Source organism: Achromobacter sp. 77, assembly GCF_020541125.1.
GTDB classification, from domain to species: domain Bacteria; phylum Pseudomonadota; class Gammaproteobacteria; order Burkholderiales; family Burkholderiaceae_B; genus Achromobacter; species Achromobacter mucicolens.
In genome coordinates this window covers 1,433,750-1,447,675 of record NZ_CP059848.1, presented here as the reverse complement: position 1 = coordinate 1,447,675, position 13,926 = coordinate 1,433,750, and the positions used below count along the sequence as shown (strand labels likewise).

Below are 13,926 nucleotides of genomic sequence, written 5' to 3'. Positions count from 1 at the left end.
GTTGCTAGGGGAAGCCGTCAGTGTAACGTGCCGCAGCGCGGCCCTGCCCGCCCGCCACGCAGCCTGCGCCTACCAGACCGCCAGCACGGGCGCGGCCAGCGCGCACAGGCCGCCCGCGGTCAGCGCCGCGCGCGGACGGAAGGTCAGGAACCAGATCAGCAGCAGGCCGGCGATGCTGAGAATGCCGATCCATTCGACTGTCCCGTAGCTCCAGCCCCAGACCGCCGCGGACGCCCACAGCGACAGCGCAAGCGCCGTCCAGCCGAACAGCCGCAACGGCAACCGATGACGGCGCGGCAAGGCGCGATCGAACAGATCTTCGTAGTGACGGTCCATGGCCAGGCACAGAGCGGAAAACCCGGCATAGGCCAGGCAGAAGGCGGCAAGCGTCATGGCGTATCACCTCGCGGTTCGAAAGCGGTGCGGTGCACGGCGGCCGGAACGGCGGGGTCGTTCGGGGCGGGCGCAACGGCAGCGGACTTGACTGCCTGGGCGCGCGCGGCGCGCGGCTTGCCCGCGGATCTGGCGGGCGCCTTGCGGGCCCGGGCAGCCTTCCGCGCCATCCATGCAAAAAACAGCGCGCTTGCCAGGCACGTCAGGTCAAACCCCGCCATCACCCAGTCGCCCTGCGGCAGCGAGACGCCCAGGTGCCGGTGGGTGGTCAGCGCATTGACCACGGGCACCAGGGCCAGCGCGGCCGCGGCCACCGCCAGCAGGTCCTGCCATTTGCGCCGCTGGAAGAGAAACGCATAGACCAGCGACAGGCCCCAGGCGATGAAGAACGCGCGCACCTCCCAGACCTGGCGCCCGGGCATGTCTGCGGGCAGCAGCCGGTTGGCCAGGAACACCGCCGCCACGCCGAACACGACGCCCGCGATGGTGCCCGCATTGAGGCCGTCTACCAGGCGCAGCGAGAACGCTTCGCGCGCGTCGCCCGGCCGGGCCTTCTGGCGGCGCTTGGCGATCCACAGCACCAGGCCCGTGGCCACCATGGCCGTGCCGGCCAGGCTGACGATGAAATACAGCCAGCGCAGCACCGGTTCGGCGAACAGGCCCAGGTGCAGGCCGGTGATCACGCCCGCAGTCAGGGCGGTCGCGCTGCGGCCGGCCTCCGACTCCTGCAGCGCGCCCGTCACCCCGTCAAAGCGCATGAACGGCGCCATCAGCCCGTACGACACGCCGTCGCCCACGTGGCGGCTGATGGTGATGGTGGCGCCCGCGTCATTGGGATTGTTGACGGTCACCCGGCCGACGCGGCCTTGCCACTGCTGCTCGGCCTGCGCTACCAACGGGGCAATCGGAACCAGCGGCGCGGGCTGGTTCAGCGGCGGCGTGACCTTGAAGGCCTTGAAGACCTCGTTGGTGTAATCGCGCGGATTGTCGTAGACGGCCTGGATGCCTGCCGGCATCAGCATCACCATGAACAGCACCAGGCCGCTGAAGGTGATCATCAGGTGAAACGGCAGGCCCAGCACGGACAGCACGTTGTGGCCGTCCATCCAGGCACGCTGGCCGCCCTTTCCGGGCCGGAAGGTAAAGAAATCAGCAAAGATCTTCTTATGCGTGATGATGCCGCTGATGATCGCCACCAGCATGAACATGCCCGCGATGCTGGCCAGCCAGCGTCCCCACGGAAACGCGGTTTCCAGCTCGAAATGGAAGCGGTAGAAGAAGTCGCCGCCGCGGGTCTGGCGTGGCGTCACGGCCTGGCCGGTGGCCGCGTCCAGCTTGACGCGCACGAAACCGCGCTCGCCCGGCTTGGGCTTGGGGGTCTGGTACAGCAGCTGGATCAGGGGCTCGCGGTCGGACGGCGGCGTGATGAACCAGCGCTTGGCATCGGGCGCGTTTTCCGCCAGATAGCGCTGCGCCGTGGCGACGGCCTGGAGGGCAGGCGCCGGCTGCACCTGGATCTCGGGCTGCATCCAGCGCGTGATCTCGGGCCGGAAGAACGCCAGCGAGCCGGTCAGGAACATCGCGAACAGCACCCAGCCGAAAATCAGCCCGGCCCACGTATGCAACCACGACATCGACGGGCGCAGGCCCTCTTCGCCGGGATGCTTGGTCTTGGCCGCCTTCATGCCGCCCCCACGAGCCGGTGCGCGAGAAACATGCCGCCCAGCAGCGCGGCGGGGACCAGGATGCCCGCCCAGGCGCGCCAGGCGTTGCGCGTGGCGAACACCCAGATCACGCCGCAGGCATAGACCACGAAGGACAGCAGCTGCGCCGCGGTCACGGCATCGGGCCGCCCCAAGGGCAGCCAGACCGCCAGACAGGCGGCCGCCGCCGAGGCCAGGGCATAGCCGCCCAGGATGGCGGCCGTCGCGCGGGAGAATACGGCCAATCGGTAGCGCATCATGCCTGCGCCGGCTGCGGGAGCTTTCACGGGAGTTCTAGGTGGTTGCGGGGACGTGGCCGGCCTGAATTATAACGATTCTCGTTAATACAGGAACGGCCAACCTGCTTACCAGCGATATCGCAGGCTCGCCTTGATGGAGCGCTGGTAGCCGAACCAGCACCAGGACTCGCCGGAGCACGACGCGATGTACTCCTTGTCGAACAGGTTCTGCACGTTCAGCGCAACCTGCATGCCCTTGAGCGCGGGCGAGGCTCGGCCCAGGTCATAGTCCAGCATCAGGTCCACCAGCGTGACTTTCGGCACCTTCAGCGTGTTGGCCTCGTTGGCGTACGACGAACCGATGTACCGCACGCCGCCGCCCACGCCAAGGCCGGCCAGCGGGCCTTCCTGAAGCTGGTAGCGCGCCCAGGCCGACGCCTGCTGCGACGGCAGCGCGGCGGGGGTCTTGCCGGTCAGATCGAAGCCCGCCGCATTCGGATAGGCCTTGGTGTATTCGTTGTTCATGACCGAGTAGGCAGCAATCAGCGACAGGCCGCGCATCGGCTCGGTCTTGGCCTCGAGTTCGATGCCCTGCGTGCGCAGCTCGCCGGCCTGGATCGAGCAACGTCCACCCGCCGTGCCGCACAGGTGCGTCGGGTCCGGGTCGGTGGTCGTCATGTTCTCGCGGCGGATGTCGAAGGCCGCGAAGGTCAGCATCGTGGCCGAGCCCGGCGGCTGGTACTTGATGCCCACTTCGTACTGCTTGCCCTCGATCGGCTTGAACGGCGTGTTGTTCCAGCCCGTGCCCGACTGCGGCTCGAAGGATTCCGAGTAACTGAAGTACGGCGCCACGCCGTTGTCGAAGTTGTAGATGGCGCCGAACCGGCCCGAAAACGCTTCGGCGCTCAGCTTGGACGGGGTGACGCGGCCCGAGGCGATCGCCGTCGTCTCGCCCACGTTGCGCGACCAGTCGTAGCGCCCGCCCAAGAGGAACGACAGACGGTCGATCTTGATCTGGTCCTGGAAATACACGCCGGTCTGGTACTGCGTGGTGGTCGCGTCGCTGGAGAATGCCGGCACGGGAATGTTCTGGAAATTGTCCGGATTCTTCACGTAGAGCGCCGGCGCGGAACCAAATCCCGACAGCGTGTCGGTCTTGACGTGCTGGTAGTCGAATCCCACCAGGACGTTGTGGCCGATCTTGCCGGTGTTGAAGCGGGCCTGCAGGTTGTTGTCGATGGTCAGCGCCCCCACATCCACGTCGGTCGCGATCGAGGCGCGCTGATGGTACAGGTAGGTCCTGTCCGTATAGCCGTAGTAGTTGGTCATCGCGCCATAGACGCTGCGGTACTTGGCGTCCGAGTGCGTCCAGCGCAGGCTTTGCGAGGCCTTGAACGTGTCGTTGAAGCGATGGTCCAGGATGTAGCCCAGCGAGTAGCTCTTGCGGTCGCTCTTTTCGAAATTGGCGTCGCCATCGTAGTAATCGGCGGGCAGCCGGAAGCCGTCGGGCGCGCGCAGCAAGGTGCGCATGGCCGGCACCGCGCCGTACGACCCCATGTCGGGATCATGCTGGAAATTGGTCAGGATGGTCAGCGAGGTATCGGCATTGGGTTTCCAGGCGAACGCGGGCGACACGAAGTAGCGGCGCTCCTTGGTGTCCTGCACTTGCCCGTCCGACATGTAGCCCGATCCCACCAGGCGGTACAGGTACTTGCCCTCTTCGTCGATGGGGCCGCCGAAGTCGAAGTTGGCGCGGCGGAAGTCGTAATTGCCAACCTGCAGTTCCACCTCGCGCAGCGGCTCGTCCAGCGGCCGCTTGCTGACCTGGTTCACCACGCCGCCCGGACCGCCCTGCCCGTACATGACCGACGCCGGCCCCTTGAGCACGTCCACGCGCTCAAGGCGGAAGGCATCGACCTGCGGCAGCGCATCGCGGCCGCCGAACACGCGTAGCCCATCGAGGTACGTGGACGCCGAGAATCCGCGCACGTTGAACTGGTCCAGGCGGGTCGCCGTGGCGCCGCGCGACTCGGTGGCCACGCCCGCCGTGTAGCGCAGCACCTGATTCAGCGTCTGCGCGCCCTGCTCGGTGATCTGCTCGCGCGTGACCACGGACACCGACTGCGGCGTCTCGATCAGCGGCGTGTCCGTCTTGGTGGCGCTGGCGCTGGCGGTAGCCACGTAGCCCACCGTGGGCGCATAGGCGCTGTCCGACATGCCCGTGACCGTCACGGGCGCCAGCGTATGCGTATCGCCCGCGGAGGCTGGCGCGGGCGCCAGCGTCCACGTGTTGCCCGATTGCGCGCGCGCCTGCAGGCCGCTGCCCGCCAGGATGCGCGAGAAGCCCGCGCCCACCGTGTAGGTGCCGTTCAACCCGTCCGAGCGCCGTCCGCGGACAAGCGCCGGATCGAACGACAGGACCACGCCCGCGCTGCGCGCAAACTGCGTCAGCGCATCGGCCAGCGGTCCTGCCGGAATCTGGAAACTGCGCTGGCCGTTGGCGGCTGCCGAGGCTGCGGCGGCAGGCGCGGACTGCGCCCAGGCCGCTGGCGCGCAGGCGGCCAGCGCCCCGGCGCACGACACGGCCAGCACGGCTTGACGGCCGGCGGTCAGCGGTGCGCGCAGGCGGGTGTGAATTGAAGCGGACACAAACATCTCCCTGTACGGTGGTTTCTTTCTGCTTTCCGTACGGGGATGCAAAACCTGCAATGCGCCGGCAAGAAAATTTGTAACGGTCAGGCGTCGCGCGGTCCGACCTGCAGCCAATAGTGCGTGTGGCGCGTGACGGTGACCGGCAGGGAGTGTTCCAGCGCCTTGAGCGCGCGCTCGGCGTCGTCCAGCGGAAACACCCCGGAAAGCCGCAAGGCCGCCACCGCGGGATCGACGCGGATGACGCCCACGCGCTGGCGGGCCAGGTATTCGGCAAAGTCGTCCAGCCGCCATTCCTTGGCCACCACCATGCCGTCCACCCAGGCGAGCCGGTCCGGGTCCGACGCGCCGCGCTGAAGTTCTCCGTCCTCGGCAGAAAACAGCCGTTCACCGGCGTCAAGCTGCGTCAGGACGCCATGGCGCAGCAGCGCCACGCTGCCTTCGTATACGCCCACGCGCGCGCCTTGCGCCGTTCGCCGCAGGTCGAACCGCGCGCGCTCGGCCTGCACTTGGCCGTCGCCGGTGTCCACGCGCAGCGTCCGTGCGCCCGGATGCGGCTCGGCCTGCACCAGCATCTCGCCGCGCAAGAGCGCAATATCACGTACGTTGCCGCTGACGTTGACGCGCACGGCAGAATCGCTGTTCAGGGTGACGCGCAGCCCGTCCGCCAGCGCAAGGGCTTGGCGTTCGCCCACGCGGGTGCTGTAGTCTGCGACCAGCCGCTGCCAGGGCGCATGACGGTAGCCGGCCCACCCGGTGGCGGCCACGCCGGCCACGGTCAACAGGCTGCGCAGCGCGGCGCGCCGGCCACGCGAGGCTGGCGCACTCAGCGCGGTGTGCGCCAATGCCGCCGGCACCCGGCGCGCGTCGCGGCCGATGTCCTGCAACCGGTCCCACGCGACGCGATGCGCGGGATCCTGCGCAATCCAGGCGCGGCACGACTCGCGCGTTTGCACGTCCGCCACGCCCGATTGCAACCGGGTCCACCAGACAATGGCCTCGCGCACGACGGCCTCCGAAGGGGCGGCCTCCGAGGACCTGCCTGCGGGGGGCATGAGCTTCAGCGCGTCAGGCATGGATCGCCGCATAGCACGCGGACATCGCGCGCACCATGTATTGCTGCACGGAGCTCAACGACACATCAAGGCGTTCGGCGATCTCGGGATACGTCAGGCCGTCAAGCTGCGACAGCAGGAACGCGGCGCGGGCCTTCGGCGGCAGCCCGTCCAGCAGGCGATCCAGCTGCACCAGCGCCTGCAATTGCTCGGCCTGCGCCTCGGGCGACGGCGCATAGGTTTCGGGCACGCTGGCCAAATAGGCAAGGTACGCGTGTTCCAGCGCGGCGTGGCGCTGGTGGTCGACGACCAATCCCTTTGCGATGGTGGTGAGGAGCGCCCGGGCCTCGTTGGCCCGCACCTGCTTGCGGCCCTGGATCAACCTGACGAAGACGTCCTGCGCCAGATCCTCTGCGCGGTGTTCGCAGCCCAGCTTGCGGCGCAGCCATCCGAACAGCCACGGGCGGTGATCTCGGTACAAGCCATCGACAGGCGCGACCTGGGCGTCGACGCACGGGGCCGATGAGGAAAGCAAGGTGGAAGACACGGATGAGACTGCGGCGCGGGACCAAAAGTCTCAAAATCTTAATTGATAATGACTTGCATTAACAATGATTGACCTCACCCGGCCCTGAAATTGCGGGCCGGGTGACGCATTACTACAACGTCGCGGCCAGGCGGCGTTCGGATTCCAGGTATTCGCGCGACTGCATTTCCATGATGCGCGAGACGGTCCGGTGAAACTCGTTGGCCAGCGCGCCTTCCGTGTAGATCTCTTCGGGCTCGCACTCGGCCGACATGATGAGCTTGACGCGATGGTCGTAGAACACGTCGATCAGCCAGGTGAAGCGGCGCGCCTCGGACGCCTGGCGCGGGCCCATGCGCGGCACGCCCGACAGGATCACGGCGTGGAAGCGGTTGGCCAGTTCCAGGTAGTCGTTCTGCGAGCGCGGACCGCCGCACAGCGTGGCAAAGTCGAACCACACCACCGAGCCGCCCAGCGCCAACGCGCGGATCTCGCGATGCTCGATGTGCAGCACGGGCTCTTGCGGAGGCGTGTCGGCCAGCGCGTCGAAGGCCGCCTGCAGCGCCTTCTGCGCATGCTCGTCCAGCGGCGTGTGATAGCTCTGCACCTGCTCCAGCGAGCGGCGGCGGTAATCGATGCCCGCATCCACGTTCATCACGTCCATGCGCGACTGGATAAGCGCGATGGCGGGCAGCACGCGGTCACGGTGCAGGCCGTCGGTATACAGCGTGGAGGGTTCGTAGTTGGACGTCATCACGAACGACGTGCCGTATTCGAACAGCTTGAGCAGCAGGCGGTGCAAGATCATTGCGTCCGCCACGTCGGACACATGGAATTCGTCAAAGCAGATCAGCCGGTAGCGCTTGGCCACGCGCTTGGCGACCTCGTCCAGCGGATCCTGCATGCCCTTGACTTCCTCGAGCTCGCGATGCACACCGCGCATGAATTCGTGAAAGTGCAGGCGCGTCTTGCGCACCACCGGCACGGTGGCATAGAACGCATCCATCAGGAAGCTCTTGCCGCGGCCCACACCGCCCCACAGGTACACGCCGCGCGGCACGTCGGGACGGTTCAGCAGCTTTTTCAGCGCGTTCGAGCGCATCGACTTGAACTTGACCCATTCGTCGTAATAGCGCTGCAAGCGGTCGATCGCCTTCTTCTGCGCGTCGTCGGGCTTGTAGCCGCGTTCGGCCAATGCGTGTTCGTAGTAGTCGCTGACGTTCATAGGGGAACCGGATCAGGCTGAAATGGTAGTGGCGGTAAAGAAAAGGGCGGGTCCTGGAACCCGCCCCCGGTCTTGCAGCAGTCAGTCGCGGCTTAGAAGTTCAGCGCGCGCTTGTCCACGGCCAGCGCGGCTTCCTTCACGGCTTCCGACAGGGTCGGGTGCGCGTGGCAGATGCGGGCGATGTCTTCGGCGGCGCCGCGGAATTCCATGATGGTCACGGCTTCCGAGATCAGTTCCGAGGCCATCGGGCCCACGATGTGCACGCCCAGGACTTCATCGGTCTTGGCATCGGCGATCACCTTGGCAAAGCCGGTGGTGTCGCCCAGCGCGCGGGCGCGGCCGTTGGCCAGGAACGGGAAGCTGCCCGCCTTGTACTCGCGGCCTTCGGCCTTGAGCTGCTGTTCGGTCTTGCCGACCCAGGCGATTTCCGGCGAGGTGTAGATGACCCACGGCACGGTGTCGAAGTTGACGTGGCCATGCTGGCCGGCGATACGCTCGGCAACCGCCACGCCTTCTTCTTCAGCCTTGTGCGCCAGCATCGGGCCGCGCACCACGTCGCCCACTGCCCAGACGTTCGGCAGGTTGGTCTTGCAGTCGCCGTCCACGGCCACGAAGCCGCGTTCGTCCAGCTTCAGGCCCACGGCGTCGGCGTTCAGGCCGCCGGTGTAGGGCACGCGGCCGATCGAGACGATCAGCTTGTCCACGACCAGCTTCTGCTCGGCGCCCTTGGCGTCGACGTAAGGCACGGTCACGGACTTGGCGGTCGCCTTGATCTCGCCGATCTTGACGCCCATCTGGATGTTCAGGCCTTGCTTGGTGAAAGCCTTCAGGGCTTCCTTGGCCACTTGCCCGTCGGCGGCAGCCAGGAATTCCGGCATCGCTTCCAGGATGGTGACTTCCGAACCCAGGCGGCGCCACACGCTGCCCATTTCCAGACCGATCACGCCAGCGCCGATGACGCCCAGCGTCTTGGGCACGGCGCCGATGTTCAGTGCGCCGTCGTTGGACAGCACGACCTTTTCGTCGAACGGCAGGCCGGGCAGTTCACGCGCCGACGAGCCGGTGGCGACCACGACGTGCTTGGCAACCAGGTCTTCCTCGGCGGTGCCGGTGACCTTGATGGCCCAGCCGCCTTCCACTTGGCCGCTGAACGCGCCCTTGCCGTGGAAGAACGTGACCTTGTTCTTCTTGAACAGGTACAGGATGCCGTCGTTGTTCTGCTTGACCACCGTGTTCTTGCGGCCGATCAGCGTGTCGAGCTTCAGGCTGACGCCCTTGACTTCGATGCCGTGCTCGGCGAAGTGGTGGTTGGCTTGCTCGTAGTGTTCCGACGATTGCAGCAGCGCCTTGGACGGGATGCAGCCGACGTTGGTGCAGGTGCCGCCGGGAGCCGGGCCGCCTTGGCCGTTCTGCCAGGCGTCGATGCAGGCGACCGACATGCCGAGCTGCGCGGCGCGGATGGCGGCGATGTAGCCGCCGGGGCCTGCGCCGATCACGACGACGTCAAATTGTTTGGACATAGTGTTCTCGCGAATGAGGGGTGAAGAAGCGCACTCCCTGCCCAGCGGGGTCGTGCTGCGGGCCGGCGGGGAGCCGGCCCGGGCGCCGCGCGACTTGCGGGTCGCGTTCGGCGCCGGCCAGGGGCGTCGAGATTACAGGTCCAGCAACAGGCGCTGCGGATCTTCCAGGGCGTCCTTCATGGCGACCAGGCCCAGCACGGCTTCGCGGCCGTCGATGATGCGGTGGTCGTAGGACAGGGCCAGGTAGTTCATCGGGCGGATGACGATCTGGCCGTTTTCGACGACGGCGCGATCCTTCGTGGCGTGCACGCCCAGGATGGCCGATTGCGGCGGGTTGATGATCGGGGTCGACAGCATCGAGCCGAACACGCCGCCGTTGGAGATCGAGAACGTGCCGCCGGTCATTTCTTCGATGCCCAGCTTGCCGTCAGCGGCGCGGCGGCCGAAGTCGGCAATGGTCTTCTCGATGTCGGCGATCGACAGCTGGTCGGCGTTGCGCAGGATCGGCACCACCAGGCCACGCGGGCTGCCGACAGCGATACCGATGTCGAAGTAGCCGTGGTAGATGATGTCCTTGCCGTCGATCGAGGCGTTGATCAGCGGGTACTTCTTCAGCGCGGCAACGGCGGCCTTGACGAAGAACGACATGAAGCCCAGCTTGATGCCGTGTTCCTTTTCGAACTTGTCCTTGTACTTGGCGCGCAGGTCGATGACGGCCTGCATGTTGACTTCGTTGAACGTGGTCAGGATCGCGTTTTCCTGCTGCGATTGCAGCAGGCGCTCGGCGATGCGGGCGCGCAGGCGGCTCATCGGCACGCGCTGTTCCGGACGGCCGTCCAGCGACAGCGTGGTCGGGGCGGGCGCGGCGGCAGCCTTGGCCGGCGCGGCCTTGGGCTGGGCGCTGGCGGCCAGGGCGTCGCCCTTGGTCACGCGGCCATCGCGGCCGGTGCCCGACACGGAAGCGGCGTCAACGCCCTTCTCGGCCAGGATCTTCGAGGCGGCGGGCGAAGCGACGCCGGCAGCGGCGGTCGAGGCCGGGGCGGCAGCGGCGGGCGCGGGCGCGGCGGCGGCTTGCTCAGCGGCCTTGGGGGCTTCGGCCGGTGCGGTGGCGGCGGCGGCGGCCTTGGCGGCGGTGTCGATGCGGGCCAGCACTTCGCCGGAGGTCACGGTGCTGCCATCGCCCTTGACGATTTCGGACAGCACGCCCGAGGCGGGGGCCGGCACTTCCAGCACGACCTTGTCGGTTTCGACTTCGATCAGGATTTCGTCGGCTTCAACGGCAGCGCCCGGCTGCTTCTTCCAGGTCAGCAGGGTGGCTTCGGAAACGGATTCGGAAAGTTGGGGAACGACGACGTCGGTAATAGCCATTTTGTTTATTCCGTAGAGAGTGTGTTCTTGTCACGCGGCGCGGCAAGGTTCGAAACGGGGTTCCGGAACGCTTGCCGCCCGCGGCGCGTGCATCAAGTAAGGGTTACTTCGTCAACATGACCTTGAACTTGGGCGCGAAGGCCGTTTCGATCAGGGCCTTCTGCTGCTCCTGGTGCTTGGCCAGGTAGCCCACGGCCGGCGATGCCGACGCGGCACGGCCTGCGTAGCCAAGCTTCTGGCCTTCGACCATGTTCTCGTACACGTGATGCTGAACGTAGAACCAGGCGCCTTGGTTCTGGGGTTCGTCCTGCACCCAGATCACTTCGGTTGCCTTGGGGTACTTGCGCAGTTCGGCTTCGAACGACTTGTGCGCAAACGGATACAGCTGCTCGACGCGGATGATGGCGACGTTGTCGGCGCCACGCTCGCGGCGGGCGTTGACCAGGTCGTAGTACACCTTGCCCGAGCAAGCCAGCACGCGCTTGACCTTGCTGGCGTCGATGGCCTCGTCGACCTCGCCGATGACCGGGCGGAAGCTGCCGCCGGCCAGATCGGTCAGGGGCGAACCGGCGTCCTTGTTGCGCAGCAGCGACTTCGGCGTGAACAGCACCAGCGGCTTGCGGAACGGACGGATCATCTGGCGGCGCAGAACGTGGAAGATCTGCGAAGCCGAGGTCGGCTGAACCACTTGCATGTTGTTGTCGGCGCACAGCTGCAGGAAGCGCTCGATGCGGCCCGACGAGTGCTCGGGACCCTGGCCTTCGTAGCCGTGCGGCAGCATCAGCGTCAGGCCCGACTGGCGGCCCCACTTGGCTTCGCCGGAGCTGATGAACTGGTCGATCACGACCTGGGCGCCGTTGACGAAGTCGCCGAACTGGCCTTCCCAGATGACCAGCGTGTTGGGTTCGGCGCTGGAGAAGCCGTATTCAAAGCCCAGCACCGCCTCTTCGGACAGCACGGAGTCGATGACGGTGAACGGCGCCTGGCCTTCCGACACGTTCTGCAGCGGAATGTAGGTGCCGTCGTTCCAGCGTTCGCGGTTCTGGTCGTGCAGCACGGCATGGCGGTGCGTGAACGTGCCGCGGCCCGAATCCTGGCCGGTGATGCGGATGGCGTAGCCCGAGGACACCAGGGTCGCGAAGGCGAGGTGTTCGCCCATGCCCCAGTCCAGGTTCATTTCGCCCTTGGCCATCGTGCGGCGGTCGTTCAGCAGCTTGGCGACCAGCGGGTGCACCGTGAAGCCTTCCGGCACGGTGGTGATGCGTTCGCCGATGCGCTTGAGTTCAGCCAGCGGCACGGCAGTGTCGGCCTGGTCGGTCCACTTGGCGCCCAGGAACGGCGACCAGTCGATGGCGTACTTGCTCTTGTAGTCGGTCAGCACCGGTTCGATGGTGCGCTGGCCGTCTTCCATGAGCTGGCGGTAGTCCTTGACCAGCTGATCGGCTTCGCCGTCGGCCAGCACGCCTTGCGTGGTCAGCTTGTCGGCGTACAGCTTGCGCGTGCCGGGGTGGTGGCCGATGCGCTTGTACATCAGGGGCTGCGTCAGCGACGGGGTGTCCTGCTCGTTGTGGCCCAGCTTGCGGAAGCAGACGATGTCCACGACGACGTCGTGGCGGAACTGCAGACGGTAGTCCAGCGCCAGCTTGGTGACGAACACCACGGCTTCGGGATCGTCGCCGTTGACGTGGAACACCGGGGCTTCGATCATCTTGACCACGTCGGTGCAATACAGCGTCGAACGCGAGTCACGCGGGTCGGACGTGGTGAAGCCGATCTGGTTGTTGATGACGATGTGCAGCGTGCCGCCCGTACCGTAGCCGCGCGTCTGCGCCAGGTTCAGGGTTTCCATCACGACGCCCTGGCCGGCAAAGGCCGCGTCGCCGTGCACCAGCACCGGCAGCACTTGCTTGCCTTCGGCATCGCCGCGGCGTTCCTGGCGGGCGCGTGCGCTGCCTTCGACGACGGGGTTGACGATTTCAAGGTGCGACGGGTTGAACGCCAGCGACAGGTGGACGGGGCCGCCGCGCGTGGACAGGTCGCTCGAGAAGCCGTTGTGGTACTTCACGTCGCCGTCGGTCAGGCCTTCGGCGTGCTTGCCTTCGAACTCGGCGAACAGGTCGCCGGGCATCTTGCCCATGATGTTCACGAGCAGGTTCAGGCGGCCGCGGTGGGCCATGCCGACCACGATTTCCTGGACGCCGTTTTCACCGGCGTGGTTGACCACTTCGTCCATCGAGGCGATGAAGCTTTCGCCGCCTTCCAGCGAGAAGCGCTTCTGGCCGACGTACTTGGTGTGCAGGAAGCGTTCCAGGCCTTCGGACTCGGTGAGCTGCTGAAGGATGTGGCGCTTTTCTTCCGCGGTGTACGTGGGCGCGCCCAGCGTGGTTTCCAGGCGTTCCTGGATCCAGCGCTTGGCGGCGGGGTCGGAGATGTGGGTGAATTCTGCACCGATGCTGCGGCAGTAGGTGTCGCGCAGTGCCTTCAGGATGTCGCGCAGCGTCATCGTGCTGGCGGTCGTGAAGTAGGTGTTGGTGGCCGAGTACGTCTGGTCCAGATCGGCTTCGGTCAGGCCATAGAAGGCGGGATCGAGCTCGGGGATCGGCGGACGTTCCTGGCGCTTGAGCGGATCGAGGTCGGCCCAACGCGAACCCAGCGAACGGTAGGCGGCAATCAGCGATTGCACCGAAACCTGCTTGCTGGCCACGCTCAGGTCGGGTTCGGCGGCGCGTTGCACGAAGGCATTGGCCTTGGCGCGCTGGGCGAACGATTCGACGATGGGAGCGTGGGCCTGGTCGCGAGTGGATTCCTGGCCGTCGGTTGCGGGCGCGTGCTGCAATTGGTCGAAATATTCGCGCCAGTTGTCAGGTACCGAACCGGGGTTATCGAGGTAGGCTTCGTAAAGCTCCTCGACATACGGGGCATTACCCCCAAAGAGGTAAGACGTGGATAGAGATTCTATTTCCGAAGACATATCGCTTCACCTTTACGAGTGCTTCACTCGAGACGATGCAGGAAAACCTTCCGCGACACGGGCTTCCCGTTAGGCGGATAGCAGGGGCAGAAGGCGCGTACAAGCCTTGAAAGCCTATGGTCGAGAAGTATAACCCTTTGAGTTTACGGGCGTCTTCCCGCATTTCCGTGACGCGAAAGCCCTTTCGGAATGCCGTCATGCAGCAACGGAATGTCCGTCCAACCCCTTCCAATGCGCCGTCTACGCGCCACCAAAATCGGTCAATGCAAAATGCCGC

The 13,926-nt window shown here is 66.3% G+C and carries 10 protein-coding genes; all 10 read right to left on the bottom strand.

The window, feature by feature from the left end; translation table 11 throughout:
- Positions 1-69: 69 nt before the first annotated feature.
- The 10 genes from H4P35_RS06525 to H4P35_RS06480 all read right to left on the bottom strand — a co-directional run bounded on the left by H4P35_RS06525 (position 70) and on the right by H4P35_RS06480 (position 13,649).
- Positions 70-393: a DUF3325 domain-containing protein gene (locus H4P35_RS06525; RefSeq protein WP_056322155.1), complete on the bottom strand. Its 324-nt coding sequence runs from the start codon at positions 391-393 to the stop codon at positions 70-72.
- Entirely contained in the window at positions 390-2,078 is a 1,689-nt protein-coding gene (locus tag H4P35_RS06520) for a PepSY domain-containing protein (RefSeq protein WP_226848459.1), read from the bottom strand. The genes H4P35_RS06525 and H4P35_RS06520 overlap by 4 nt, the downstream gene beginning before the upstream one ends.
- On the bottom strand, positions 2,075-2,356 hold the full coding sequence (locus tag H4P35_RS06515; protein WP_175156310.1) for a DUF3649 domain-containing protein: 282 nt from the start codon (positions 2,354-2,356) through the stop codon (positions 2,075-2,077). The genes H4P35_RS06520 and H4P35_RS06515 overlap by 4 nt, the downstream gene beginning before the upstream one ends.
- Before the next feature lie 105 nt (positions 2,357-2,461).
- Positions 2,462-4,990, bottom strand: a complete 2,529-nt coding sequence (locus tag H4P35_RS06510) for a TonB-dependent siderophore receptor (RefSeq protein WP_226848458.1) — start codon at positions 4,988-4,990, stop codon at positions 2,462-2,464.
- A gap of 80 nt (positions 4,991-5,070) precedes the next feature.
- Positions 5,071-6,060 (bottom strand): FecR domain-containing protein, encoded by a 990-nt coding sequence (locus tag H4P35_RS06505; protein ID WP_226848457.1) that lies wholly within the window; start codon positions 6,058-6,060, stop codon positions 5,071-5,073.
- Positions 6,053-6,586 (bottom strand): sigma-70 family RNA polymerase sigma factor, encoded by a 534-nt coding sequence (locus H4P35_RS06500; protein ID WP_226848456.1) that lies wholly within the window; start codon positions 6,584-6,586, stop codon positions 6,053-6,055. Before H4P35_RS06500 ends, H4P35_RS06505 begins: the two co-directional genes overlap by 8 nt.
- Positions 6,587-6,698: 112 nt before the next feature.
- Positions 6,699-7,790 (bottom strand): cell division protein ZapE, encoded by a 1,092-nt coding sequence (gene zapE / locus H4P35_RS06495; RefSeq protein ID WP_226848455.1) that lies wholly within the window; start codon positions 7,788-7,790, stop codon positions 6,699-6,701.
- A gap of 92 nt (positions 7,791-7,882) precedes the next feature.
- A complete protein-coding gene (gene lpdA, locus H4P35_RS06490; protein WP_056322141.1) occupies positions 7,883-9,310 on the bottom strand; it encodes a dihydrolipoyl dehydrogenase in 1,428 nt (475 codons plus the stop codon).
- Positions 9,311-9,442: 132 nt separating this feature from the next.
- Complete coding sequence (gene odhB / locus H4P35_RS06485; RefSeq protein WP_056322139.1) at positions 9,443-10,678, bottom strand: 2-oxoglutarate dehydrogenase complex dihydrolipoyllysine-residue succinyltransferase; 1,236 nt, start codon at positions 10,676-10,678, stop codon at positions 9,443-9,445.
- Between the two features lie 103 nt (positions 10,679-10,781).
- Positions 10,782-13,649 carry a 2-oxoglutarate dehydrogenase E1 component gene (locus tag H4P35_RS06480; protein WP_180099084.1) on the bottom strand — a complete coding sequence of 956 codons (2,868 nt, stop codon included), beginning with the start codon at positions 13,647-13,649 and terminating at the stop codon, positions 10,782-10,784.
- Between the last annotated feature and the right edge of the window lie 277 nt (positions 13,650-13,926).